This is a genomic window from Paenibacillus sp. J31R30 (assembly GCF_059692115.1).
The window spans coordinates 1-25,207 of the sequence record NZ_JCAUAV010000004.1; the positions used below are offsets into that span (position 1 = coordinate 1).

The 25,207-nt window shown below is 45.9% G+C and carries 22 protein-coding genes, 1 pseudogene and 2 other annotated features; of the genes and pseudogenes, 2 read left to right on the forward strand and 21 right to left on the reverse strand.

Features of this window, described 5'->3' with window-relative positions:
- The 11 genes and pseudogenes from AC58QO_RS16970 to AC58QO_RS17020 all read right to left on the reverse strand — a co-directional run.
- Window positions 1–749: pseudogene (locus tag AC58QO_RS16970) on the reverse strand (hypothetical protein); the annotation flags it as partial.
- Complete coding sequence (locus tag AC58QO_RS16975; protein ID WP_497267533.1) at window positions 746–3,457, reverse strand: ATP-binding protein; 2,712 nt, start codon at window positions 3,455–3,457, stop codon at window positions 746–748. The gene AC58QO_RS16975 and the pseudogene AC58QO_RS16970, both read right to left, overlap by 4 nt.
- Before the next feature lie 56 nt (window positions 3,458–3,513).
- The gene (locus AC58QO_RS16980) at window positions 3,514–4,317 is read right to left on the reverse strand and encodes a hypothetical protein (RefSeq protein WP_497267535.1); all 804 of its coding nucleotides are present in this window, start codon (window positions 4,315–4,317) and stop codon (window positions 3,514–3,516) included.
- Between the two features lie 344 nt (window positions 4,318–4,661).
- On the reverse strand, window positions 4,662–6,290 hold the full coding sequence (groL, locus tag AC58QO_RS16985) for a chaperonin GroEL (protein ID WP_497267536.1): 1,629 nt from the start codon (window positions 6,288–6,290) through the stop codon (window positions 4,662–4,664).
- A gap of 76 nt (window positions 6,291–6,366) precedes the next feature.
- Window positions 6,367–6,648 (reverse strand): co-chaperone GroES, encoded by a 282-nt coding sequence (gene groES / locus AC58QO_RS16990; RefSeq protein WP_310499739.1) that lies wholly within the window; start codon window positions 6,646–6,648, stop codon window positions 6,367–6,369.
- Window positions 6,649–6,896: 248 nt separating this feature from the next.
- Complete coding sequence (gene tatC / locus AC58QO_RS16995) at window positions 6,897–7,637, reverse strand: twin-arginine translocase subunit TatC (protein ID WP_497268133.1); 741 nt, start codon at window positions 7,635–7,637, stop codon at window positions 6,897–6,899.
- Window positions 7,638–7,731: 94 nt separating this feature from the next.
- The gene (locus tag AC58QO_RS17000) at window positions 7,732–8,277 is read right to left on the reverse strand and encodes a twin-arginine translocase TatA/TatE family subunit (protein WP_497267537.1); all 546 of its coding nucleotides are present in this window, start codon (window positions 8,275–8,277) and stop codon (window positions 7,732–7,734) included.
- Window positions 8,278–8,388: 111 nt separating this feature from the next.
- Entirely contained in the window at window positions 8,389–9,414 is a 1,026-nt protein-coding gene (locus AC58QO_RS17005; protein WP_497268135.1) for a molybdopterin-binding protein, read from the reverse strand.
- Window positions 9,415–9,431: 17 nt separating this feature from the next.
- On the reverse strand, window positions 9,432–9,923 hold the full coding sequence (locus tag AC58QO_RS17010) for a MogA/MoaB family molybdenum cofactor biosynthesis protein (protein ID WP_056608535.1): 492 nt from the start codon (window positions 9,921–9,923) through the stop codon (window positions 9,432–9,434).
- 62 nt (window positions 9,924–9,985) lie between these two features.
- On the reverse strand, window positions 9,986–10,480 hold the full coding sequence (gene moaC, locus AC58QO_RS17015) for a cyclic pyranopterin monophosphate synthase MoaC (RefSeq protein WP_497267538.1): 495 nt from the start codon (window positions 10,478–10,480) through the stop codon (window positions 9,986–9,988).
- 16 nt (window positions 10,481–10,496) lie between these two features.
- Window positions 10,497–11,129, reverse strand: coding sequence for a 5-formyltetrahydrofolate cyclo-ligase (locus AC58QO_RS17020; protein ID WP_497267540.1), 633 nt, complete (start codon window positions 11,127–11,129; stop codon window positions 10,497–10,499).
- 282 nt (window positions 11,130–11,411) lie between these two features.
- Here AC58QO_RS17020 and AC58QO_RS17025 point away from each other — a divergent pair, with 282 nt between their 5' ends.
- Window positions 11,412–13,382, forward strand: coding sequence for an ABC-F family ATP-binding cassette domain-containing protein (locus AC58QO_RS17025; RefSeq protein WP_497267541.1), 1,971 nt, complete (start codon window positions 11,412–11,414; stop codon window positions 13,380–13,382).
- A 520-nt stretch (window positions 13,383–13,902) separates the two neighbouring features.
- On the opposite strand, the gene AC58QO_RS17030 is transcribed toward AC58QO_RS17025, so the two are convergent.
- The 7 genes from AC58QO_RS17030 to AC58QO_RS17060 all read right to left on the reverse strand — a co-directional run bounded on the left by AC58QO_RS17030 (window position 13,903) and on the right by AC58QO_RS17060 (window position 20,207).
- Complete coding sequence (locus tag AC58QO_RS17030; RefSeq protein WP_497267543.1) at window positions 13,903–15,480, reverse strand: 2-isopropylmalate synthase; 1,578 nt, start codon at window positions 15,478–15,480, stop codon at window positions 13,903–13,905.
- 381 nt (window positions 15,481–15,861) lie between these two features.
- Window positions 15,862–16,122: a binding site (T-box leader), on the reverse strand.
- Window positions 16,123–16,183: 61 nt separating this feature from the next.
- Window positions 16,184–16,435 (reverse strand) — a binding site (T-box leader).
- Between the two features lie 342 nt (window positions 16,436–16,777).
- Window positions 16,778–17,818, reverse strand: coding sequence for a tRNA (adenosine(37)-N6)-threonylcarbamoyltransferase complex transferase subunit TsaD (gene tsaD / locus AC58QO_RS17035; RefSeq protein WP_497268137.1), 1,041 nt, complete (start codon window positions 17,816–17,818; stop codon window positions 16,778–16,780).
- Between the two features lie 64 nt (window positions 17,819–17,882).
- On the reverse strand, window positions 17,883–18,386 hold the full coding sequence (gene rimI / locus AC58QO_RS17040) for a ribosomal protein S18-alanine N-acetyltransferase (protein WP_497267547.1): 504 nt from the start codon (window positions 18,384–18,386) through the stop codon (window positions 17,883–17,885).
- 2 nt (window positions 18,387–18,388) lie between these two features.
- Complete coding sequence (gene tsaB, locus AC58QO_RS17045) at window positions 18,389–19,198, reverse strand: tRNA (adenosine(37)-N6)-threonylcarbamoyltransferase complex dimerization subunit type 1 TsaB (RefSeq protein ID WP_497267548.1); 810 nt, start codon at window positions 19,196–19,198, stop codon at window positions 18,389–18,391.
- Window positions 19,179–19,685, reverse strand: a complete 507-nt coding sequence (gene tsaE, locus AC58QO_RS17050; RefSeq protein ID WP_497267550.1) for a tRNA (adenosine(37)-N6)-threonylcarbamoyltransferase complex ATPase subunit type 1 TsaE — start codon at window positions 19,683–19,685, stop codon at window positions 19,179–19,181. The genes tsaB and tsaE overlap by 20 nt, the downstream gene beginning before the upstream one ends.
- A gap of 157 nt (window positions 19,686–19,842) precedes the next feature.
- Window positions 19,843–20,025: a small, acid-soluble spore protein, H family gene (locus AC58QO_RS17055; RefSeq protein WP_497267552.1), complete on the reverse strand. Its 183-nt coding sequence runs from the start codon at window positions 20,023–20,025 to the stop codon at window positions 19,843–19,845.
- Entirely contained in the window at window positions 20,022–20,207 is a 186-nt protein-coding gene (locus AC58QO_RS17060; RefSeq protein WP_497267553.1) for a hypothetical protein, read from the reverse strand. The genes AC58QO_RS17055 and AC58QO_RS17060 overlap by 4 nt, the downstream gene beginning before the upstream one ends.
- 157 nt (window positions 20,208–20,364) lie before the next feature.
- On the opposite strand from AC58QO_RS17060, the gene ku reads away from it, so the two are divergent.
- On the forward strand, window positions 20,365–21,246 hold the full coding sequence (gene ku / locus AC58QO_RS17065) for a non-homologous end joining protein Ku (RefSeq protein WP_497267555.1): 882 nt from the start codon (window positions 20,365–20,367) through the stop codon (window positions 21,244–21,246).
- Window positions 21,247–21,340: 94 nt separating this feature from the next.
- On the opposite strand, the gene AC58QO_RS17070 is transcribed toward ku, so the two are convergent.
- Genes AC58QO_RS17070 through AC58QO_RS17080 form a run of 3 tightly spaced genes read right to left on the reverse strand, consistent with a single transcriptional unit; the run spans window position 21,341 to window position 25,168 of the window.
- Window positions 21,341–22,450, reverse strand: coding sequence for a GerAB/ArcD/ProY family transporter (locus AC58QO_RS17070; protein ID WP_497267557.1), 1,110 nt, complete (start codon window positions 22,448–22,450; stop codon window positions 21,341–21,343).
- A 21-nt stretch (window positions 22,451–22,471) separates the two neighbouring features.
- Window positions 22,472–23,623: a Ger(x)C family spore germination protein gene (locus tag AC58QO_RS17075; RefSeq protein WP_497267559.1), complete on the reverse strand. Its 1,152-nt coding sequence runs from the start codon at window positions 23,621–23,623 to the stop codon at window positions 22,472–22,474.
- Window positions 23,624–23,641: 18 nt separating this feature from the next.
- Window positions 23,642–25,168, reverse strand: a complete 1,527-nt coding sequence (locus AC58QO_RS17080) for a spore germination protein (RefSeq protein WP_497267561.1) — start codon at window positions 25,166–25,168, stop codon at window positions 23,642–23,644.
- Between the last annotated feature and the right edge of the window lie 39 nt (window positions 25,169–25,207).

Below are 25,207 nucleotides of genomic sequence, written 5' to 3' on the forward strand. Positions count from 1 at the left end.
TCTGGCGGTTTTCCAAGTTTCTCTTTACTTGCTACTTCTTCTTGCTCCTTCTTTTGCTCTTGCTGCCTCTCACCAGTGTTTTGCTCAACTTCCCGCGGCTTTTCAAGTGTCCCTTTGCTTGCTACTTCTTCTTGCTCCTTCTTCCGCTCTTGCTGCCGCTCACCTGCGTTTTCCTCAGCTTCTGGCGGTTTTCCAAGTTTCTCTTTACTTGCTACTTCTTCTTGCTCCTTCTTTTGCTCTTGCTGCCTCTCACCAGTGTTTTGCTCAACTTCCCGCGGCTTTTCAAGTGTCTCTTTGCTTGCTACCTCTTCTTGCTCCTTCTTCCGCTCTTGCTGCCGCTCACCTGCGTTTTCCTCAGTTTTCGGCGGCTTTTCGAGAGTTTTAACATTCTCTATCTTATCAGCTTTTGAATCCTCGACTTTTTTATAGTTTTCAAAGTCAAATTGCTTAACTTCTTGTTTGTTATCCGATAAATGTTGCTCTTGATCGTTCAGTTCCGTCCTTTTTTGGTATTTATCAAAATTATAGGTTTCATTTTTCTCCTTCTTCGCTTCATCACGTTCTAAATGATTAACCTTATTAACCTCTGTGTCCCTAAACAGATATTTGTCGAAGTTATGAGTTTCTGATTTTTTCGTATTCCCGTCTTGCACATTTTCAAATTGCTTAAATTTATTACTTTCCGGTTTTACCTGTTCGGCTTCTTTCTTTTGTTTTTCATATTCATTGACTTCAATCCGATCACTCATGGGACATTCCCCTTAATACCATGACTTTTTTTTATAAAATCAATAACCACTTCACGCTTGTAACTTTCCTCCATATTAGCCTTCTCCAAGAAGAGATTTAAAGAGCAAATCTTGGCGTGTATGTTATCTATTAATGACAACCCATTATTATTTAACATGTTGAATAAACTATCAATCCATGACGGAGCATATTGTTCTTCATGAATATCTAGCAACATCTGATCCTTCCATCTCTGTTTCATAATGAATTGATCCATTTTCAACATGTTATCCCTCTGGTTACACTTATCCATACAAAAAGCACATGCAGGACCAAAAGAATACTTTTTATCATAATTTCCAAACTCTGTTTGTACTTTCTCCTTTACTGATGCGACCACTTCAGATCGGGAATAATTATAATCTTCTTTCACTAACGGCATTTGAACCAGTTTAGGTCGAGTATCTCCTTCCGCATAAACCGCTGCCAGTCCCCGTTTAAGAGTACTTATATAATCAATTTGCTCTTTGTTCATATTCATCGATTGACCGATAAGTTCACGATCTTCTTTCATGACAATACGATGTACAATCTTTAAATTGGTGTTTTTCAAAGTATCCGGGGCTAGTTTCGTTGGGACTTGATCTGCAATCAGGAATCCTTGTCCATAGCTACGTATCTCGGCAAGTAGATTAGTAAAGAATTCTACAGATTTCGCTCTCGGATTAGCCCCTTCACCACCAGAAACATTCGCTAGAAGGCGATGTGCCTCTTCAATTAGAATAAGATGTTCAAACTTTTTGTTTCTAGAAAGCTTTGTCCTCCTAAATTCATATAGTTGTACAAGGATAATTCCCATCATAAATGCTTTTACATCATCATCGCCTATATCTTCAAGTTCCATTACAACAGGCCGGTTCAATAAGTTTTCAATGGGGATAGACTTGTCTGTATTTAACATTGCGCCCTTTCCGCCAACACGCAATGAATGGATTCTTGCTTTTAGAGCTGCCGTTATATCTGCCTTTAATCGACTATCATAGCCTAATTGATCTACTACTATATCCACCTTGTAATATAAATCATCCAAAGTTGGAAAAGAATTGACTCCAAATTTATTGCTGTTATTTAAAACGTCCCAGCCTCTATCTTCGTATATTCTGTAGATGCTAGTTTCGAGCACATGCGGCATAGGCGGGTACAGCTCAAAACTTGCTTTAAAAGTAGATAACACATAATCGATATGGGTTTGAAGCGGAACACCTTCCATTTTTTCAAATGGGTTAATTCTATAAGGAATGGAACCCTCATCTTCTGCTCCCAGCGTAAATATAAGGACATCCTTAAGTCCTTTCATGTTATATAGTTCCCAATATTCGCGTTTAGCCGATTCGATTACCATAAACGGTATGTTGTGCTTATTCCACAGGTTGCTTAGAAGATTTTTCGACGTATTGGATTTCCCTCCACCTGTTATCCCAACTATGAGGCCATGACGGTTTAAGTCACTCACCTCCATTAGGTAAGGAATATCATCCTCCGATAATTGCACATAAGGGCCAATTTCTTCACTGCCGTTAAGAACTTTACCTACTAAAAAACCGTCATTCTCATTTTCGATTCTTCTGCGATCAGCTGTATCAAACTCTACATACTGATCAATATAAAAACCCGGCATTTCTTTTCTGGGAATCTGACAAAAGGTTGCTAGTTCATTCGTAGGCAATATAGTTTGATATAAATATTTAAAACAGTGTATAGTTTTAAGTCCTCCCTGTGAGGGTAAATTCCAGACACCTATTGGATGTTGTTGCGCCTGTAAGTCTGGCAGCTCGTTTGAAGGAAGTTGAAAACCTGACGCACAGGCAAGAATATTATCAATAGGAGTCGTTCTTATTTTCTCCGGCTTTGATTGATCTCCGTTATAAATAGAAGTAATTAAGCTCCGCAACTTTGCTGCTGTTGTAACATCATTAGAAAGATAGTACCCTGCTATTCTCCACATCCCCATTGTCCGGGCTGCATCCAATTTTGTTTCTAAAAAATTAAGATGATCCACATACCGCTGCAAAGTTAAATTCGTAGATTCCCAAGATTCTTTCCCAAGCTTCCCGCCGGTTTCAGATCTTTTAATAAATTTATTGTTCTCATCGATTTCGTTAAGAAGGCGTTCATGCGTCAAGTTAATTTGAAATGGACTCATGGATTTGGCTATGACCATATAAGCCCATTGACTGCCATACATCCCTTTGCACAATCTTTCGATCTGAAGACTTTTACCTTCTCCAAAAGTTTTATTTGTAGGAGACCCTGTAACTATTCCGCCTAATTGCCCAATCGACGATATTTGTTTAGTTACCTGTTCCATGTTCATATTCTCCATCTTTATGAATGAATACGAAGCAAGTAGGGACGAGGATAAGACGCTTTCATTCAACTCATTAATCCCCAAATAGATGCTAATCTCTCTACGAGTTCCAAGCACCAAGAAAGTAAATGTTGCTTGCTGAGCAGATAAGCCACTGAGAACATCGGTCATTATAGAATCAAAATCAATGCTTTCTTCCCTTTCCCAAAAGTTTGAGATCCCCCGTATTTTTATAAAACTTAGACGATCCCTTGCTTCCATTTGTACAACGTTATTTACATTCAATTTATCCAAGTATGATTTTCTTAACAAATGATCTTTGTCTTGCACTGCTGTCATATCTATTGTATGTAGCTGCAATATAGATCCTCCTTAACAAGATAAAAAGCACCCGAACAATAATTGCTTTTGCCTGATCATCTAAATATCTTTTTAAAACCGAACCAAATAAGTCCAAGGATTATTAACAGGGGTAAAATGGCTCCTATTATACTAAAAATAAGATTCATAGTAGCTGAGACAATGTAGTCTAACAAACTAATCCAATCAATTGTTAATATGGAGTAAATAATTCCTACAATTACAAATAGAAATATTGCAGTTATGAATCGAACGGTCCCCGCACCAATGCCACCTCTTACTGAGACAGCAGTTTTACTATTCATATTCTCAATATGATGAGCTAAAATTGTACCATTACGATCGTGTTTCCCATAAACTTGAACGATATGGTGATTACCTATTTTCCCGCGCAAAATTTTCCCATATAAGATGACCTCGTGACCCTCATGTATATCATCATAAACTTGAAATGAATTCATATATTTATCTCTATTAAAAGGAATACCAGAAAATAATGATCTAAACCATTTTTCTGGCAAACTACTATGTACTTCTTCCTCTTGAAAATTATCTACTTGCCCTTTTATTGATATACGCGATGAGGCTTTTTGTTTTGATTTAATTCGATTAATTGCTGAAACTTTTTCTGTACTTCTATTGTTCGTTTGATCGACTGTCACACTAGGTCTATGACTAGAACTCTTATTGCTATGATGATCAATCACATCTTCATAAATATCCGCAAAATCGTCATGATGAACAGATTGATTAAAATTACTCTGTTGCTTCTTCCTAAGAAAATTCCCGCACCTCGGACATTCGCCTTGATTTGCCTGGTACTCAATTCCATCTGAACAAATAGCGCACTCTTTAATCATATTTTCTCCTCTCAAAAATTGTCCTCGAAGCCTTTCATTATTTTTTAAAAATTATGTAATATAAACCTTACTATATGGTCATATCTATTCTACATCAAAAACTGCTTGAATATGATAACAAATTTAATAAAGAACCAAATTTTAATTAGGCCTTTCGTCTCATACCCAAAAAGAGTACCCATTGCTCCCGCTAAAAACAAAGATGTCAAAAAGAAACCAAAGAAAAAAGAGGCCACCCATAAGTTCAGTGAACTCATGAGAAGCCTCTAATATTTCTACCGATGTTATCCTCGCGACATTACCATACCTCAAACCCCTTATAAATCAAGGGAATTGGGCACTTCTTACATCATGCCGCCCATACCGCCCATGCCGCCCATATCAGGCATGCCTGGTTTGTCTTTTTCTGGCTTATCAGCGATAACCGCTTCTGTTGTCAAGAACATAGCTGCAACAGATGCTGCGTTTTGAAGTGCGGAACGTGTTACTTTCGCAGGGTCAACGATACCAGCTTCGAACATGTTTACCCATTGTCCAGTTGCTGCGTTGTAGCCGATGCCTACTTTTTCGTTTTTCAAGCGCTCAACGATAACGGAGCCTTCTTGACCAGCGTTAGCTGCGATTGTGCGAACTGGCTCTTCAAGGGAACGAAGGATGATGTTAACACCCGTTTGCTCGTCACCAGAAGCGACAACTTTCGCTACTGCGTTGTATACGTTAACTAGGGCAGTACCACCACCAGATACGATACCTTCTTCAACTGCTGCACGAGTCGCGTTCAAAGCATCTTCGATGCGAAGTTTGCGCTCTTTCAATTCAGTTTCAGTCGCTGCGCCAACTTTGATAACAGCTACGCCGCCAGAAAGTTTAGCCAAACGCTCTTGAAGTTTTTCTTTATCGAAATCGGAAGTTGTTTCTTCCAGTTGGGAACGAATTTGTGTAACGCGAGCTGCGATATCTTTCGGGTTACCAGCACCATCAACGATGATTGTGTTTTCTTTGGTAACACGGATTTGACGAGCGCTACCCAATTGATCAGGAGTTGTGGATTTCAGATCCAATCCAAGCTCTTCTGTAATCACTTGGCCACCTGTTAGAGCAGCGATATCACCCAACATCGCTTTACGACGGTCACCGAAACCAGGAGCTTTAACAGCTACGCAAGTGAATGTGCCACGAAGTCTGTTAACTACAAGCGTAGCTTGCGCTTCGCCTTCAACATCTTCAGCAATGATTAGAAGTTGTTTACCGGATTGAACCACTTTTTCAAGAACAGGCAAAATTTCTTGGATGTTCGAGATTTTTTTGTCCGTGATCAAGATGTACGGGTTGTCTAGAACTGCTTCCATTTTATCCGTATCAGTGATCATGTATGGGGAAGTGTATCCACGGTCGAATTGCATACCTTCTACAACCTCAAGCTCCGTCAAGAAGCCTTTGGATTCTTCAACTGTGATAACACCGTCTTTACCTACTTTTTCCATAGCTTCAGCGATCAACTCGCCTACTTCTTCGTCAGCAGCAGAGATTGCCGCTACTTGTGCGATGGATTGTTTGCCTTCGATTGGCTTCGCGATCTTTTGAAGCTCTTCTACAGCCGCTTTAACAGCTTTCTCGATACCTTTGCGGATAACCATTGGGTTAGCGCCTGCAGTAACGTTTTTCAGACCTTCACGGATCATAGCTTGTGCTAGAACCGTTGCAGTTGTTGTACCGTCACCGGCAACATCATTAGTTTTGGTAGCAACTTCTTTAACAAGTTGTGCTCCCATGTTTTCGAAAGCATCTTCAAGCTCGATTTCTTTCGCGATCGTAACACCGTCATTTGTGATCAACGGGCTGCCGAATTTTTTCTCAAGAACAACGTTACGGCCTTTTGGACCAAGTGTTACTTTAACGGCATTCGCCAAAGCATCTACCCCGCGAAGCATCGCGCGGCGTGCGTCTTCACTGAACTTAATTTCTTTTGCCACGATAGGAAACCTCCTCTAATTAAAAACCTAGATATAAATTGTTAAAACGTCTAGCCGATCTATATGCTGCTCTAACTTAGGCTAATACAGCGAGGATGTCGCTTTCGCGCAAGATCAACAGTTCGCGGCCTTCGTATTTCACTTCAGTTCCAGCGTATTTGGAGAAAATGATGCGGTCGCCTTCGCTTACTTCAAGCGCAACGCGTACGCCATCTTTCAACGCGCCAGCGCCAACGGCTACAACTTTACCTTCTTGTGGTTTCTCTTTAGCTGTATCTGGCAGCACGATGCCACTTGCTGTAGTCTCCTCTTTCGCAACGGCTTCAATGATAACTCGATCACCTAACGGTCTGATCATGGAAAAATAGCCTCCTTTAGAAAATTGGTCTTAGTTATATTTCTTTATTAGCACTCGAATGTGTTTAGTGCTAACAACACCTCTTATGATACTCATTCTGGGAGTAATTTGCAAGTCCTTTTACACATTTTTCATTCTTTAGGACACCCCCCTCATTCTACCCAATTGATAACCAAATATTCCCTAAGAAAATGAAAAAAAAATAGCCCGCCCGGAATCCGGAAGTCAGACTATTTTTACGCATTTCCTCATTTAGGACCATACTCCAGTTCCCATGCCGCATCGTTCGCAAGCTGTTTGCGATAAATAATACCGGACATAAGGACGCTGAATTCATATAAGATAATGAGCGGAACCGCAACCAGAATTGCTGAAATCGCATCCGGCGGGGTAATGACGGTTGCTAGAATGACTAGCAGCATATACGCATATCTTCTAAACTTATGCAGACGCTTCGGATTCAGCAGCTTAATCTTCGTCAGGAACATCACGACAATCGGCATCTCGAACACTATGGCCAGTGGAAGTATGATGTTGAACATGAATGTGAAGTATTGCGCTGCACCGTACATCTCCGTAATTTCGAGGCTTTTGCTAATCGCTGATGTAAAGTAAAAAGCCATCGGAAAGACAACCCAATATCCGAAGGAGAGCCCTACTAAAAACAATACAAAGGCATACGGAATATAAATGATCGAAGCTCTTTGCTCCGTTTCCCGCAGGCCAGGTTTAACGAACGCCCATATATGATACAGAATAACGGGTAAAGTAATAAGAAGACCAACGGCTAAGCCGAAATTCATATACAATCGCAGGGCATCCCACGGGGAGAACACGTTCCAACCGATGCCATCTGCTGGCGGGATATTTTTGAGATATCGAATGACGGGCTTCGCCACAATGAGTCCAGCCACCATGCCAACGACCAAAACAACTAATATCCACATAATACGTTTGCGCAACTCACCAAGGTGCTCAACGAGTGACATTTCTTCGTTTTTCAACTGATTTCACCTACCTAATCTTGTGGATACAACTCAAACGGTCGAACCACTTGCTATGCTACAAAATCAAAATCTAAAACTAATCCGGCAATCTCCGGGGATTGCTTGTGCTGCCTGACTGCTGCGCTGGCGCCGGGGTAGGGGCCGAGGCTTGTGCAGGAGCGGAGGACAACACATCGCTTGCTGCTTCTGAGTGCACAGCTGGCACGGACAACGCCTCTGCAGCTTCTACCGGCGAACCGGCAATTTGAACAACCTCCGATGACTTGTTGGTTACGAATGCCACCGCAGGCTTCACTTCTGGTAAGCTGATTGGCTCAGCCACGGCTTCCTTGCTCAGCAAGATCGAGGCTTGTTGTGACTCTGTAAGAGAAGCCATAGAACCGTCAGCTGGTGCAACCACGCTGGCTACAGCAACAGGTGTAATCGGGTCTGGTACAACTGGCGTTTTGGATGGGAGCGGTGCTTTCGGCTCATCATTCATCAGCTCGTTGGTGGCTTGCTTGAAATCCCTTAATGTCTTACCAAGCATTCGGCCAATTTCCGGCAGCTTCTGCGGTCCGAATATAACTAAAGCGACGACAGCAATCAATAAAAGCTCGGTAAATCCTATATTCTGAAACATGGACTTCATCTCCATTATGTGTTGCGTTATGATGCAATCAAATATATTTCTCAAAACAGGAAAATGACTGGATACATCCTTTGGCAGGCTTGATCCAGGTCATTTGTCATCTTAACACTGATAAAATCCCCCGTAGCCCATCTCCGTGATGTCACTACGCACGATTACCTCGCCTGCGCAGATGCGCGGCAGCAGCACATCAAAGGACGTATACGGGTCGTGCATTACACACCCCGGCAAGCCCATGATCGGCAGATCGCCTAGATAGGCGATCATCAGCATCGAGCCCGGCAGCATCGGCGTGCCGTAGCTGACCACTCGGGCGCCGGCCGCCTTGATCGCACCTGGCGTGCGATCATCCGGGTCCACGGACATGCCGCCCGTGACCAACACCAGATCCACGCCCAACGCCTGCAGCGCGTGGATCTCACCCACAATCGCTTCGCTGTCATCCGACACGAAGCGTTGCTCGACAACCTCGGAGCAGAGCTGCGCGACCTTCTCTTTCACAACTGGGCCGAATTTATCTTCGATTCGGCCCTTGAAGACCTCGCTGCCCGTCGTGATCACGCCGACACGCAGCTTTTGAAATGGCTTCACCTCTAACAAGGTGAAGCCCTCTTCACGTCGAGCGGCAGCTAACCGCTCAACAGCCTCAACCTTCGCTTCGTCGACAATCAGCGGGATCACCCGCGTGCCGACCAGGGAAGCGCCTGCCTGCACGACCGTGTTGCTGCGAATCGTCGACAACACAACCTCATCGATGGCGTTCACACTGTCCACGAACGCCTTATCGATCTTCACCAAGCCGTGAATCTCCGATTTCACGTTCACTTTACCCTCATGCGGATCAGTCAACTTAAGATCCGCACTCGCCTTCGCACTTGCACGCGCATCTGTCCCGGCGATCGCCCGCGCCATGCGCAACGCAGCCTCATCCTCATGGAGATAGCCTGGCTGCAGCTCCATTACATAGATATGCTCCTTGCCAATGCTCAGCAAGGCAGGAATATCCGCCTCCGTCACTTGATGCCCTTTGCGGAACAGACGGCCCTTGAACTCGCCTGGCAGGATCTGCGTGAGATCATGCGGTAGAATCATCCCGATCGCATCCTCCACCTTCACCTCACGCAGCATGGAAGTGTCTTTGTATTTCACCCGTGATCGCCTTCTTTGCCTGTCAGAATTCCCAGCGCATGAGGAAGTTGATCAATAATCGCCATCAAATTCTCTTGAACACCCTTCGGACTACCAGGCAGATTAATGATCAGTGTGCGTCCACGAATACCAGAGACAGCTCTGGAAAGCATCGCTTTCTTCGTTTTTTGCATCGAGATCATGCGCATCGCTTCAGCAAATCCTGGAGCAACACGATCAATCACATTGAGCGTTGCTTCTGGTGTGACATCACGCGGAGCCAGGCCGGTTCCGCCTGTTGTTAGAATTAAATCAGCTTGATAATAATCAGTCATTTCTATTAAGGAAGCCATAATTTCGTCCATCTCGTCCGGAACCACCCGGTACTCGATGATCTCGCCTTGAATTTCCTCTTCAATCAGCTCGCGGATTACCTGAGCGCTAGTGTCTTCTCGTTCTCCTCGGTAACCGCGGTCACTGGCTGTCAAAATCGCAACTTTCCAGTGCATCCTTCGTCACCTCTCCCCCCGTGTTCACTGAATGAGATCAACCCACTAACCGGCGTGACGCATCACGCTTTATTGTCTTGCCTGTGAAAATCCCCGTTTTTACCGCCTGTTTTCATAACAAGCAGCGTCGAGTTAATGATCATGTCCTTCTCTACTGCCTTGCACATGTCGTACACGGTCAATGCCGCGGCGGAAACAGCCGTTAAGGCTTCCATTTCTACCCCAGTAGGACCCGTTGTTCGTACAGTTGCTTCTATGTAAAGTTCATTGATGCCATTGTTCGAGAACTGAATATCTACCCCAGTTAAAGCAATGGGATGGCACATCGGTATCCAGTCAGACGTTTTCTTGGCGGCCATGATGCCAGCCACTTGAGCCACGGCGAGGACATCGCCTTTTTTCATTTTACCCTGCAGGATTAATTCTAGCGTTTCTGTCTTCATTAATAAGGTAGAGCGAGCAGTGGCTGTGCGCTTCGTCTCATCTTTATCCGATATGTCGACCATTCGCGCTCTTCCCTGTTCATTAAAATGCGTCAATGGTGAAGAATCGGGCACTGCAATCACCTCTATATTAGCTTTCTGTTTTGAACACCATCTTACTTTCGGTTACGATGCCATCCACTCGGAAGTCATGCCACGATGAAGGCACAGCAGGAATCAGTTGGTTGTCAAAAGCTGCCGCAACGGCAAAAGGTCTTTTCAGACCACGCGCAGCAAATAGCTGCATGAAGCGATCATAGAAACCGCCGCCATAACCCAGTCGTCCAAAATCCAGATCAAAAGCTAACCCTGGCACGACAATCATCGAAATCGTACCCAAATCATGTTCAATCAGAACATCACTGCGCGGCTCTCTGATCCCATAGGCACCACTTTCGAGATCTTCATAACGGCTTATGATATGCAAGTTCATCGTTTTCGTATCTGCCACTACCTTCGGTATCAGCACACGAATTCCCTGCTGCCAGCACCATTCCATTAATGGCGCAACGTCCGGCTCTGAACGGAAAGGCATATAGCTCATCAGCGTTGGCTGAGGATTGGATGGTACTTGCCCCTGATCAAACAGCTTATCTGAACATAGCTTCACCATTCTCTGGTTTATCAGCTGTTGCTTCTCGTCACGTGTCTCCGCAACAATTGAAGCACGTCGTATTTCCATTTCCTTGCGTAATTCTATTTTCCGCTCTCGGATGTTCATCATAAGCTACAGCCCTTCCTAGCGAGGAGTGGTTTCCCCCATTTTAACATAAATAAAGTAAAAAACTATACTCGTACGGGAGACGCTGTCGAATAGGCTTTATTTCAGGTCATTAAACACGCTAATTCCCACCTATGCCTAGTCACACCATGTCTAAATTAAGCATACGTTGCTCGCTCACTTCGTGTATACTATTGTATTGATGGGATCGAATTGCCGTCCTAAGGTGATCTTAAAAAGGTTCTTACATTAATATGTATCCAAATCGCAGGAGGTAGCAGCAACATGCTATTACAAGTTTCTAACATATCCAAAAGCTACGGAGTACGCTCAGTACTCTCTAATATAACGCTTCAGATTGAAAATCGGGAACGCATCGGGCTTGTCGGTGTCAATGGCGCAGGGAAGTCTACCCTTCTCCAAATCATCGCAGGTGAAATGTCCTATGATAGCGGCGATCTATTCAAAGCGAAGGAAACCAAAATCGGTTATTTGAAGCAAAACAGCGGACTTAACACAGACAAATCCATATGGAATGAGCTTCTCAGCGTGTTCAGTTCCCTATTGGAAACAGAACGCGAGCTGCGTGAGCTGGAAGCCCAGATGGCTGACCCCGATCTCATCTCTGATGAGAAGAAGTATGAGTCCACGATGAATCGGTATGCGCTGCGCTCCGAATGGTTTCGTGAGCATGGCGGCTATGAAATTGAGGCTAAGATTCGCGGTATTTTGCACGGGATGGGCTTCGGACAATTCTCTCCAGATACGTTAGTCAACACCCTCAGCGGAGGGCAGAAAACGAGATTAGCACTAGCTAAAATGCTGCTGGAAGAACCCGATCTGCTCATGCTCGATGAGCCTACCAACCATTTGGACATCGCTACATTGACGTGGCTCGAAGGCTATTTACGCGGCTACCCAGGCGCAATTCTCGTCGTTTCACATGACCGCTATTTCCTTGATGCGCTGGTAACGTCCATTTATGAAATTGAACGTCACGCCTCCAAACGGTATACGGGCAATTATTCCCGTTTTATCGAAATTAAAGAAGCGAATTATGAAATTGAATTAAAACAGTTTGAAAAACAGCAGGAGGAAATCTCGAAGCTGGAGGATTTCGTACAGCGTAACATTGTGCGTGCTTCAACAACGAAGAGAGCGCAGTCGCGTCGCAAGCAATTAGAGAAAATGGACCGTTTGGATAAGCCAATGGGCGATTTGAAACGTGCCTCGTTCTCATTCGAAATCGAGCAAACTTCAGGGAAAGAAGTTCTGCAGGTTGACCGATTATCGCTTTCGTACGATGGCCGAAAACGTCTCCTCGATGGCGTCTCGTTCCAGCTTCGTCGTTCCGAAACCGCTGCGCTAATCGGGCCTAACGGGGTCGGGAAATCCACCCTGCTCAAAACCTTGATCGGTCAGCACAAGCAAGACGCTGGTACGTTCAAATGGGGTGCTGGCGTCACGATCGGTTATTACGATCAAGAGCAGAAAGGCTTAAATCCATCCAACAGCGTATTGGAAGAAGTGTGGAACACCTATCCTCATCTCGAGGAGGCGCGTATTCGCACCGTGCTCGGGAGCTTTCTTTTCAGCGGCGAGGATGTGTTTAAGAAAGTTGCTGCCTTGAGCGGCGGGGAAAAAGCCCGTGTCTCCCTTGCCAAGCTCATGCTTCAAAAGGCAAACGTATTGATTCTTGATGAGCCTACCAATCATCTCGATTTATATAGTAAAGAAGTGCTGGAATCGGCTTTGATGGATTACGAAGGCACGCTGCTATTCATCTCTCATGACCGGTATTTCCTCAATAAAATGGCGGAAAGCATGCTCGATCTACAGAAGGATGGCTTAACCAGCTACCTCGGCAACTACGACGACTATGTGGAGAAAAAAGCAGAGCTTGCTGAAATGGACGCGAAGCGTTTGGCCAAAGAGGCGGAGAAAAAAACAGCTGGAAGTTCATCTTCAGGGTCATCGTCATCAGTTACTGCTGCAAAATCTGAATCCAATAGTGGTGGCAGTTACGAGGCGGACAAGTTGGCTAAGCGTGAAGAACGCAGTCGTCAGCGGAAGCTGGAACAGCTAGAGCTGGATATCGCTCGTCTTGAGGAGGAAGTGACAGCGCTTGAGGCTGAGCTTGCTGATCCGGCTGTGTATAACGACTATATGCTTGTTCAGGAGAAAACGGCCGAAGTTGATAAGCGGAAGAGCTCACTTGCGGCTTGTTATGAGGAATGGGAAGTTTTATTGGCTTAAAATAGGGTTTGAAAAGGAGTTCACATCGGTAGATGTGGACTTTTTTTGTTGTTCGACGGTTTTTGAGCGGTCGCCCTGTGGACAAGTTCACAAAATGTTCAAAGTTACCCACAGAAGCGGCAGATTTCATAGCGCTTTTCATTGACCGCACCTTTTAGCGCCTACCTTTCTCCATGCCAGACCGATCTTATGCACAGCAAAATAATGACGAATTGTTCCGATAATTTCGAAGGGTTTCTATTTCACGCATTTTAGTTATGCACAACGTTATCCACAGAAAAAGGGAGGCATTTTCCGCCCCCCATTAACCTTTCTCTTATTTCTCCACAAGGTTATCCACATTACCCACATTTTTTTGTGAAAAAGTTATCCCTTTACATCCCCTTAAAAAAAGGTTGATCTATCGGGTTTTCTTAGAGTTATACACATTGTACACAGGGGCTGTGCATAACCTTGCTCACATGCTGTGTATATATCTAAGTTTTCTTACAATTTAGGGCCACGGAATGAAATCTGTTGATTACGAAGCTGTTATTACCGTCGAAGGCGCTTCGGTCGTTACACTATTTTGCATGCGAATGGCTTGATTACATGCCGAGATGAACGCTTTGGCTACCGCGACAAGGACATCCTGGTCGATCCCAGTATTCTTGTAGGTTTGGCCGCCAACAGAAATTGTGACCTCAGCTTCGCCAGTCGCTTTTTCACCTGTGGACAACGAATGCAGCTCAAGATCAGAGAATTCTACATCCATAGGGATCGCTTGCTGGAGACAGTGAACGATAGCCTCAATCGGGCCTTCCCCTGTGCCGGAGTATACGCTCTCTGTGCCCGTTTGATTATTGCGAACGGATACGGAGGCAACACGATTGCGATCGCTGCTCGAAATGACCTGCATGTGCGACAGGGTGAAAGGCTCCATTTGCCCATCAACTGTGCTGCCTACAAGCTCCATCAGTTGGTCGTCTGTGACCATTTTCTGCTCGTCGGCTTTTTCTTTGAAACGTGTATACAGGGAATCCAGTTCCTCACCTGTAAGCTCGATGCCAAACTGACCAACACGATGCTTCAGTGCGTGACGCCCTGAGTGCTTGCCAAGGATAATCATGGAGCGTGGGATACCCAGCTTTTCAGGATCCATAATCTCGTAGGTATTGCGGTTTTTCAGCAGTCCATCCTGATGGATGCCCGCTTCATGCTGGAAGGCATTACGGCCGACAATCGGCTTGTTATAGGCAATCGGGAAGCCCATGATGCGGCTGACCATTTTGGATGTGTTAAAAATCTCACTCGTCACGATACCCGTCTCTACGCCCATCGAATGCTTCCGTGTCTCAATCGCCATGACCAGCTCTTCAAGTGAACAGTTGCCAGCACGCTCGCCGACGCCGTTCACCGTTACCTCTACGTGCGTGACTCCTGCGGCAATGGCTGCAAGGCTGTTGGCAACGGCAAGCCCTAGATCATTATGACAGTGTGCGCTGTACTCTACCGTATCGCCGCCTCTAACACTTTTGCGTACTCGGCGGAACATCGCACCGTACTCCTCAGGAAGTGCATAACCCACTGTATCGGGGATGTTGAGAATCGTCGCACCTTCCGCAATGACAGCTTCCAGCACTTCAAAAAGGAACTCATCGCCTGTACGCGTCGCATCCATCGGCGAAAACTCGATCCGATCGACGAATTGCTTCGCATAGCCGACCATGGCGCGAGCCATCTCCACAACCTGCTGGCGCGATTTGCGCAGCTGGAAATCCAGATGAATGTCCGATGACGAGAGGAACATGTGAATACGTCGCGATGCCGCGTCCTGCGTAGCTTTAACCGCTGCATCGATGTCGGCTTTGACCGCGCGGGCGAAGCCGCAGATCTCAACGCCTTGCAGTTCGCGTGAAATTTGCTGAACCGCCTGGAAATCGCCAGGACTCGAGATCGGGAAGCCCGGCTCAATCGTGTCGATTCCCAGCAGAGCAAGCTGTCTCGCGATGCGGATTTTCTCTTCTGGGTAGAGGGACGCTCCCGGTGCCTGCTCGCCGTCACGAAGTGTCGTATCAAAAATGCGAATGCGTCTGTTGGTATTTGTGTTGTTTTCCATGGTATTTCCTCCTCAAGGTATGCCCGTATCGGGCTGTGTTCGTTCGATTTCAGGGCGTTTTGCCCGTTGGCGTCTACTGTAGTCGTGTTTTTCATCACTACAGTATGTGATTGGTGGGATGCAGCGTGTTTTCTTGAGCTGTAAGCGTGATTTTCAGCGTTACAGCGTGTGATTGGTCGGATGTGGCGGGTTTCTTGTGCTGTAAGTGTGATTTTCAACGCTACAGCGTGTGAAAAGTCGGATTGAGCGTGTTTTCTTGTGCTGTAAGCGTGATTTTCAGCATTACAGCATGTGATTAGTCGGATGCGACAGGCATTCCCCCCTGTGTACAGTGGCTGCAGCTCACTTTCCACAGACGACAAAAAGACCCGTCATCTCCACATAAGAGACGACGGGTCTTCACCCAGCGCGGTACCACTCTTGTTGACTCCGTTAAGGAGCCCACCTCAGATGTAGCCAGCAAGCTGCTCGCTACATCACCCGATCACGGAGGTCATCCGTTCATCCCTAACAGCTGTTCACCAGCCGATCAGGATGACCGCTTCCAAGCGAGTTCAGGGCGTTCTCGGTCTGCGTCGCATCAACCCGCAGCTTTCTGGATCGGAGAAGTGAGCCCTTACTACTCTTGTTCATCGCGTTTTTTATATGTGTTTCGTACATGTAAGCCAGTTTCAGAACAACCAAAAAAGCCTGCCATCTCTATAAAAGAGACGACAGGCTTGAACCTTCCGCGGTACCACTCTAATTGATCCGAGCTGTTACGCTCGAAACCACTCATGTACCTGATCACGGGGGTCAACCGTCAAGACCTACTTGGGTGCTGGATCCTTGGCATCCTTATCAGTCTTACCGCTCCCGGGCGAGTTCAGGTGACGTTTCGTCTGTGCTTTCACCAAGCGCACAGCTCTCTGAGCGAAACTGATCATGCCTTACTATTCCCGTTCGTTGCGTTTGAAAGTATTGATTGTGATTATAATATGCACTTTTTTCAAAGTCAATACAACTGTCTGAAAATTTATTTTATTTCCCTACCCGAAAACAGTAGAACACTCCGGGACTTGTGCGGTATTGGAGCAGAAACTGATTTAGTCCGATTTCCCCTGCTTATTTGCGACTGTCGGAAGAGATTATCGTCATTAATTCGATTTCCCCCACCTAAAATGCCCTAAATCAACTGTTACCCCAAAAATCGGCTAAATAGTTCGGTGAAATCGAATTCATCCATCATCGGAGGCGACTCATTTCAATTTAGTTCGATTTTTTCTAACTACTCACACGGGGAGGGGGCGAGACAAATTTACCACTCTTCCAGCTTCAGCTGTGGCTCGGCTTTTAGCTCCATGGAGTCGAACTCCTGCTTGTCCCACTTGAGAAAAGCGGCGGCGCCTATCATCGCCGCATTGTCCGTGCACAGCCGGTGCGGCGGCACTAGCAGCGGCACATTCAGCTGCTCGCAGCGCTCGGCGAGCCTGCTGCGCAGCCCTTTGTTCGCGGCGACACCACCCGCGAGCAAGAGCTGTTTCGCGCCGTATTCCTTCACGGCGCGGCTCGCTTTCTCCACAAGCACGTCGATGACGGATGCTTGGAAGCCCTTGGCAATCTGCGCGACCTGAACGGTTTCACCGCGCATTTTGCTTTGGTTGACGACGTTCAGCACCGCGGATTTCAATCCGCTGAAGCTGAAGTCGTAGGAATCTGCCTCGAGCCAGGAGCGAGGCATTTTGATCTCGGAATCGGCTTCCTGTGCAAGCCGATCCACGTGCGGCCCGCCCGGGTAAGGCAATCCCATTGCCCGGGCAATTTTATCGTAGGCCTCGCCGGCCGCATCATCGCGCGTGCGTCCGATGATGCGGAACTGGCCGGGGCCTTCGAGCAGAATGAGCTCGGTGTGTCCGCCGGACACGACGAGCGAAATCGAAGGATACTCCAGCTCATGCACGAGCTGGTTCGCATAAATATGTCCCGCGATATGGTGAACACCAATCAGCGGGAGCTCTAGGGCGCAAGCGAGCGCTTTGCCCGCGACGACGCCGACAAGCAGGGCCCCGATTAATCCGGGGCCTTCGGTTACGGCAATGGCGGATAGCTCATGGAGCGATACGCCAGCTTCCGTTACAGCTTCCTCCAGCATCCATGTGATCGACTCCACATGCTTACGGGAAGCTACCTCAGGCACAACGCCGCCATAGCGTTGGTGCGTTTCAATCTGGCTGGAAATCACATTCGAGCGAATGATTTTCCCATTTTCAACGATGGCCACAGAAGTTTCATCGCAGCTCGTTTCAATAGCCAGAATATAAACTGATTTGGTTGAGACTCTATCTTGTTCCTGCCCTATTTGCTCTTGTCTATCCTGTTGTATAATCTGTTCATTACTCACATCATTCACCTATCTGAAAGCCTCAGTCACTGAGACCATCCTTTCTACGTTTGGGCAGGTCTGCCCACATGACGACGGCATCCTCGCGATTATCTGTATAATAGCCTCTACGCACACCAACAGAGCGGAAGCCAAGCTTTTCGTACAAATTTTGAGCCACATAATTCGAGGCTCTTACTTCGAGCGTGATTCGAATGGCACCGAGGAATGCCGATGTTTTCATCAACTCGCGCAACAGTCTTTCGCCTAACTTGCGGCCTCGATAAGTATGTTTGACGGCAATGTTCGTAACATGTGCTTCCTCCATGATGAGCCACATGCCCCCATAACCAGCTACTTCACCTTCAATATCCATAATCATATAATGCGCAAACTGGTTATTCGTCAGCTCATTCTCAAAAGCACCTCGTGTCCAAGGTGTCGTGAACGCTTCCTGCTCGATCTCACAAATAAAAGGAATGTCTTCCATGGTCATCGAGCGGAATACCAACGAATTCTCTATGGCATGCGGCTGTCTCTGTTCCATGATTAATGCTCCCCTTTCTTCGTCTGCAGGCCAGCCAGCAGATTCGCTTCCGCTTCTGGAAGCCTCGTGTAGTTCGGAACAAACGAATGAACGTCTGCTCTCTCGCCGCTTGCTAATCTTGGATAAGCAAGCAGGCCAATATACTCCGCTTCAATCCCATAGGGAACCACACTCACACTGCCTGCAAAATCATTGCCAAACTGTTCGAGCTCAGCCGAAAAGCCAACTGTCTCACCGACAAACAGGATATGTTCCGGTGCCGCCGTTCTAGCTAAAGTTAAGAGCTGCTCCGTCCACGCTCCGATAACCCGAATCCCGTCAGGCAACACTTCCTGCCAAGTAGCATCCGGCTCTCTTGATGCCGTAACAGCTGCTGCCCCTTCAAAAGCATACACAGCCGTAAAAGCCTGCTTACGCCTTCCATCCATCAGAGGAACGACCCAAGTCAACCCTGTTCCTTTATAGTCGTTCTGTACAGAACCACCAATTGCCATAGCTTCTAAACTGGATACACCTATCAGGTCTAACCCTATCGACCATGCAAATGTTTTGGCTACAGAAACAGCAATCCGTACGCCCGTATACGAGCCTGGTCCTTGCCCAGCAACGACCGAGCGAAGATCTCTCGGCTTCATTCCTAAGCGAGCTAGTAAGTCCTGTATGTGAGGAATCAATCCGATCGAATGATTCCGTTCCGCGTGGGAGCTAATCTCCCCGAGCAAGTGTCCATTTTCCAAAATTGCCACTGTCATTGCTGATGTTGAGGTATCGATCGCTAAGCATCGACCTGTATTATTCATCCGTTCCGTCATGTAAATGTCCGTTCTCCTTCATCTGTACACACCAGCTCTCATACGGTGAACCGTGCGGAGTCAGGTGAAATACGCGGGTCTGATCAGCCTCTTGGGTGATCGTAATACTCAATCTGTCGGGTGGCAGCAAATCCTCAATTAAACTTGACCATTCAATTAACGTAACGCCTTTCCCGTAGAAATAATCCTCTAAACCGAGCTCATCTGCTTCCTCTTGTGAAATGCGGTACATATCCATATGGTAGAAAGGGAGGCCAGCTCCCTCATATTCTTTGATAATGGTAAATGTAGGCGAGTTAACATGCTCCGAAATCCCCATTGCCCTTGCGAAGCCTTGGGAGAATCTCGTTTTTCCCGCACCCAAATCACCGTCTAAAGTGAATACCGTGCCTGGCTGTAGATACGTTGATAATAGGGTTCCCAGTTTATCTGTATCTGCTTCATGCTGAGAATGGAACTTAAATGTGGATTGAGTCAATGATCCCATCCCTTTCTTCCGCGTGCGCGTGCTGCTTCTATTATAGTCCTCGCCAGCAGGTGACAGCAACCTGTCACTGAGAAAACCTCTTTCTAAGCTAACACAAACTGAAAAAGCCCTCCCCGATTCAACAATCGGAGAAGGCTTTATGTGCCCATGCGGACCTTTAGTGTACCTCTTCAAGCTCCTTAGCTGGTACGACCCGAGCATCTGCGGGATTTCCTTCCGCATGTATTTTGACGAGACCTTTTGCAGAGTCTACACTGTCGATCCAGACAGCCAGCCCATTCAGATCCACATCAATTTTCTCATCTGCAGCTAAAATTTCCTGAGCGCGGTGAACATTCATGGTTCATCCAGTACGGATTCCGGAGCTGCCATCGTATCCGTGGTTGAGTGTTCAATTAACCCACCCTGCATGGTGACGTTACCGCCTCCAAGCCCCTCATTAATCATACGATCAATGTCCATGAAACAATCGTCCCTATCTTCATTGTTCGTATTTTGCGACAAATTCGACTCTGATGCCATCCGTTATCCCTCCTTAGGTTCGCTATTTGGGCTATCATGTTGCATTAATAAGCTTTCCAAACTCCCTGCTAACCATTCTCCTAAATTTCTGCCGTATAAAGGCAGTGTATCAAGAGAATACTAGTACAATTACGTATGTTGGGGAGGAGTGCTATCTATGCATACTGTGTGGAAAGGCGCAATCAGCTTCGGACTTGTTCATGTTCCTGTTAAAATGTTTTCAGCCACAGAGGATAAAGATATCTCTATGCGCTATATTCACAAAACTTGTATTACCCCGCTTTCCTATGTTCGGAAATGCCAGACCTGCGAGAAGGAAGTAGAGTGGGAGGAAATTTCGAAGGGATACGAGTTTGAGCCCGGGCGTTTTATTCTTTTTGAAAAGGATGAACTAGAAGAAATCTCCGGCGAAGCGAACAAGGAAATTAAGATTTTGGACTTCGTAAACTTAACAGATATTGACCCCGTTTATTTTCAAAAGACTTACTACCTCGGCCCTGGTGATACGGGTGCCGGCGCTTACATGCTGCTGCTCGATTCCATGCGCCAAACAGGCAAAATCGGTATCGCCAAGGTGTCGATCCGCTCCAAAAGCTCATTAGCCGCTATTCGTGTTATTGAGAATTGCCTAGCAATGGAAACAATCTTCTATCCGGATGAAATCCGTCCGATCTCGCAAGTGCCTAACCTTCCCGAGAAGGTTACGGTGAATGAGCGGGAGATAGAGATGGCGAAGATGCTGATCAATCAACTCTCCACCCCTTTTGAACCTGAAAAATATAAAGATGAGTATCGTGCCCGCTTGCTTGATGCGATTGATCGTAAAGTCGCTGGCGAAGAAATCCAATCCGCACCTCAGTTGCAAAAAACAAGCGTCATCGACCTTATGTCTGCGCTGCAGGCCAGCTTAAATGCGACAAAGCCGTCCGATGGCAAAGTAACGCTTGGCGCGGATGCTTCGGTGACCGAGGAGAAAACGGCGGAGAAGAAGCCCGCGGCGAAGCCACGAGCGAGAAAGGCAAAAGAGCCGGTTACGTGACCTATTTAAAATAAAAAAGAAGTGCCCTGTCTTGGTATCCAAGATGGGGCACTTTTTTTGTGCGTTGGAGTGGGTGGCCCTATGGGCCAGAGGATTATCCCCGTGGCAAGAGTTTCAGCTTTTTACGTTTCAACAACGCTATCAGAAGCAGCACCAAAGGACCACCGAACATAACAACGGGAAATATGATAGGTACGGCCATTTTATGTAGAAAAATGACCGATATCTCCTCATAGTTAACGGGGATAAAGGAAACGAGCATAACGAGAACAGCGATAATCCATGTTACTGTTTTCCAATTTCGCAATCCCAATAGCTGTGTCGTTCCATAACTAGCAACAAATAAATAAAGACCCAATTTGGTGAAAATACTCATGATCCAGATTGTAACTACGATGGCATCCAAATTCTCAATAATGCCGCCAATGGAGATCGAGCGGACAATCATTAACATCGGGTAAGGGTAACCAGCAGTAACGTTTGGACCGAACATCAAGATACTGACAATCATAGATAGTATTGTAAGTATACCTGAAAGCATAACGCCGCTTACGGCATGACGGACCGTATGCTTCCTCTTGCTAACAAAAGCGATCAGCATCATGAGCATGATACAATCACCTAAGAAAGACGCTGTCGGAAGCGCCCCGTGCAGTATTGACACCACGCTATTATCCAAGAAAACTGGATTCAATCGGTCCCAATTCATTTGATTAATACTCAGAAACATGGGGCCTAGCACACAAAGTAAAATAATAGGTCCTGTAATTTCACAAATACGCGCAATCACCCCCACCCCATGCAAAGTAGGATAAAGTACAACGAGTAGCATCGGTAGCTCAATGACACAGAGGGGAGTCTTGGGCATAATTGTACCCGTAATAAACAAACTGAATTGTTTCAATATCACGGTGAGAGTTACAACCCAGAATAAGATAAAGAGGGTTGAAATTAATCCACCTACCCATTTACCCAGCAAAATTCGATTAAATTCAACTACTGTCAGGCCAGGGAAAATCGTACTAAGCTTTCCAGAAATATAAGCAATGAGCATCCCTACCAATGTTGCGAGTAGGATGGAAATCCAAGCATCCTGTTTCGCGAGTTGAGCAGCAGGAGAAATCGTGAGAAGTATGGTCATAATAATTTGCATGCTAACCATCATCCAGAAAATTTGTCTATTCGATAACGCCATATCACTCATTGATTACGCTCCTTTCAACCTTTATTGAGCAGTTATGATAGAGTAATTGGATACACCCGGTCGTTTGATCGCGCATTTTACATCAAACTGAACGTCCATTGTTGGAAAAATCGCATTCCACTCCCCTTTGGCTTGCTTCCACTCACGCGGATATTTTTTATGAAAAGCCCGGGCAAAGCTGAGTACATCTGCCTTTTGTTCTTTTTGTAATTGTTGTAAGGTATGGGTCAAAATTTGCTTTATTTTGTCATTAAAAGGTTCCTCTAACTTTTTCATATTATCCGACCCGTTGGCGAGGCTTATTTGTGTTGAATTTTGTACAATATCCGCCTCTAATTTCAACTGAACCTTCATTTTCCAAATACCATTCTCAATCGAAGGATGGAGATCGAGTTTCGTTCTTATAATTTTGACGACAATTTCCCCACCATCTACTTCTTCTGTGATCGTGATGTTCCGGCCAAGATTTTCTGGATTTAACAAACGAATCCCCATCTGCGATTCATGCGTTAGAAAGCCTGTTAGCTTCCCCTTTTGAATGACCGACATGCCTTCCACAGTAATAATCGTTTTCTGGGTTTCATTCGATATCAATTTGCTTCTACTCGCAACCGGCAGTAAAAAAGCCCCTGATTCTCCGCTTAACGCTTCCTCAATATCATGCATGGTAGCAGCTCGAATCAATGGTTTTTGCGAAAGTTTAATTAAGGTCTCATAGGAATTGGGATCATTTTGCGCCTCTAACAGCTCCCTTGCCGTTCCTCTACACACAAAGAAATTGGCCTGTTCCCGCGGTTGGATATCCCTAAACAAGAACTCGAAATCATCAAACATCCCGCTTCGGGCCAAAGCTTCTCCAAAAAAATACCCCTTGGCATGCCCCCAAGAGAAATAGCGGGGAAACTTCTTTTGCAATTCCGATAACGCATCCGGCATGGAATGTCCTTTTATGGAAGCCGTATAAACATTACCTTGCCCACCCCCTCCTTCTCCAGAAGCAGCAGCAGGATTCGGTATGAATACTTGGACGGTCACTTCAATGTCATCCTTTGAGCTTTGGTCGACTCCTGCCGCTATAATAAAGGCCATATCATTCACTTCAGTTCGATCCCAACAGCCAGTTAAGAGCAGGAAACAAAGTAACAGGGCGGGGATGAATACACAATACCTCATGGCTCTGCCCCCCATCGCTTAATTCTCATTCCGGTCACTCGGCTTTTTGCCCTGTCTTTTCAAATTATTTTTGGCAGCATAAAAGGCAGGACGATATATCAATTTGCTTATGGGAGCACGAAACAAGACATCTTTAATGCCTTGCGGATAGATGGGGGCAAATGGCGCCAAGTAAGGCACACCAAATGAACGGAGAATACACAGATGACTGATGATTAACAGCAAGGCAAGAATTAGACCAAACAATCCTAATATGCCGGATAGAATCATAATCGGAAAACGAAGTATGCGTAAGGAGATACCCGCTGAGTATTGCGGCATCATAAATGAGGAGATACCAGTAATGGCTACAACCATGACCATCGGAGCAGATACCAATCCCGCTTGAATGGCTGCTTGACCAATCACGAGTGCTCCCACAATACTGACGGCAGAACCGACCTGTCTAGGTAGACGGACACCCGCTTCCCGTAACGCTTCAAACGTAATTTCCATAATCAAAGCTTCGACCAAGGCCGGAAAAGGGATTTCCTCGCGTGATTTGGCAACACGAAGCAGCAGCGTTGTAGGGACCATCTCATGATGAAACGTTAACACAGCAACATAAATTGCTGGAGCCAGCATGGCGATTAAGAAAAACGTGTAACGGAGCCAGCGAATCAGACTTCCAATAAGGAAACGCTGATAGTAATCTTCTGGGGACTGCATCAATGACCAAAATGTAGCAGGAGCAATCAGAGCAATTGGCGTATTATCCGTAATAATAACGATACGACCTTCTAAAAGGCTCGATACAGCCACATCTGGACGTTCCGTTGTTTGCACTTGAGGAAAAGGTGAATAGATATTGCTCTCGATCATTTCTTCGATGTATCCGCTATCAAGCACCCCATCTATGTTGATCTGAGTGATTCGCTCTGAAACATTACTTATGATTTCTGGTTTAGCGATACCCTGGATATAAGCCATCGTGATATTCGTCTTCGAATAATGGCCTATGGAGAAAGAAACGAACTTCAATGCCGGTGTCTTTAATCTTTTGCGAATTAATGTTGTATTTACGATTAAGGATTCTACAAACCCCTCACGAGGACCCCGAACGATGGATTCGGCCAAAGGCTCTTCTACACTTCTACCTTCGAATTGCGATATCCCAATCGATAATGCGCCCTCGATTGTGTCCATCAATAGAACGGGCCTGCCTCCCAGCACATCATTCAGTATATCCCCAATGAGGCGCAGCTCTTTCAGGTCCGACACCGTGATATTGCTTTTTACCGTATCCATTGATTCCATTCGTTCTGAACTGGCTTTTTTAAGCGGTTCTAGGACATTTCCATCCAGCAGTTCTAGATTCACCATTCCCCGTAAATACAGGATCGATGCTTTTATTCCGCTAGCCAAATGGAAATCAGCAAAAATGACGTCATCACAATCTGTGAACATGGTTTGCAAATGATGGATATTCGAGGAGAGCTCCGTTGAAACCTGAGTATGTAACGCTTCCTTATTTATACTTGGATCTTCAGGAAAAGGTTGGTACATTCAAAACTCTCCTTTAACACTCACAGTCATTTACGTATT

What these genes read in the sequence shown, in the direction of transcription:
- AC58QO_RS16980 (WP_497267535.1), bottom strand. Translation starts at nt 4,317, where the DNA reads ATGATTAAAGAGTGCGCTATTTGTTCAGATGGAATTGAGTACCAGGCA.
- groES (WP_310499739.1), bottom strand. Translation starts at nt 6,648, where the DNA reads ATGATCAGACCGTTAGGTGATCGAGTTATCATTGAAGCCGTTGCGAAA.
- tatC (WP_497268133.1), bottom strand. Translation starts at nt 7,637, where the DNA reads ATGTCACTCGTTGAGCACCTTGGTGAGTTGCGCAAACGTATTATGTGG.
- AC58QO_RS17000 (WP_497267537.1), bottom strand. Translation starts at nt 8,277, where the DNA reads ATGTTTCAGAATATAGGATTTACCGAGCTTTTATTGATTGCTGTCGTC.
- AC58QO_RS17005 (WP_497268135.1), bottom strand. Translation starts at nt 9,414, where the DNA reads ATGCTGCGTGAGGTGAAGGTGGAGGATGCGATCGGGATGATTCTACCG.
- AC58QO_RS17010 (WP_056608535.1), bottom strand. Translation starts at nt 9,923, where the DNA reads ATGCACTGGAAAGTTGCGATTTTGACAGCCAGTGACCGCGGTTACCGA.
- AC58QO_RS17020 (WP_497267540.1), bottom strand. Translation starts at nt 11,129, where the DNA reads ATGATGAACATCCGAGAGCGGAAAATAGAATTACGCAAGGAAATGGAA.
- AC58QO_RS17025 (WP_497267541.1), top strand. Translation starts at nt 11,412, where the DNA reads ATGCTATTACAAGTTTCTAACATATCCAAAAGCTACGGAGTACGCTCA.
- AC58QO_RS17030 (WP_497267543.1), bottom strand. Translation starts at nt 15,480, where the DNA reads ATGGAAAACAACACAAATACCAACAGACGCATTCGCATTTTTGATACG.
- rimI (WP_497267547.1), bottom strand. Translation starts at nt 18,386, where the DNA reads ATGGAACAGAGACAGCCGCATGCCATAGAGAATTCGTTGGTATTCCGC.
- tsaB (WP_497267548.1), bottom strand. Translation starts at nt 19,198, where the DNA reads ATGACGGAACGGATGAATAATACAGGTCGATGCTTAGCGATCGATACC.
- tsaE (WP_497267550.1), bottom strand. Translation starts at nt 19,685, where the DNA reads ATGGGATCATTGACTCAATCCACATTTAAGTTCCATTCTCAGCATGAA.
- AC58QO_RS17055 (WP_497267552.1), bottom strand. Translation starts at nt 20,025, where the DNA reads ATGAATGTTCACCGCGCTCAGGAAATTTTAGCTGCAGATGAGAAAATT.
- AC58QO_RS17060 (WP_497267553.1), bottom strand. Translation starts at nt 20,207, where the DNA reads ATGGCATCAGAGTCGAATTTGTCGCAAAATACGAACAATGAAGATAGG.
- ku (WP_497267555.1), top strand. Translation starts at nt 20,365, where the DNA reads ATGCATACTGTGTGGAAAGGCGCAATCAGCTTCGGACTTGTTCATGTT.
- AC58QO_RS17070 (WP_497267557.1), bottom strand. Translation starts at nt 22,450, where the DNA reads ATGAGTGATATGGCGTTATCGAATAGACAAATTTTCTGGATGATGGTT.
- AC58QO_RS17075 (WP_497267559.1), bottom strand. Translation starts at nt 23,623, where the DNA reads ATGAGGTATTGTGTATTCATCCCCGCCCTGTTACTTTGTTTCCTGCTC.
- AC58QO_RS17080 (WP_497267561.1), bottom strand. Translation starts at nt 25,168, where the DNA reads ATGTACCAACCTTTTCCTGAAGATCCAAGTATAAATAAGGAAGCGTTA.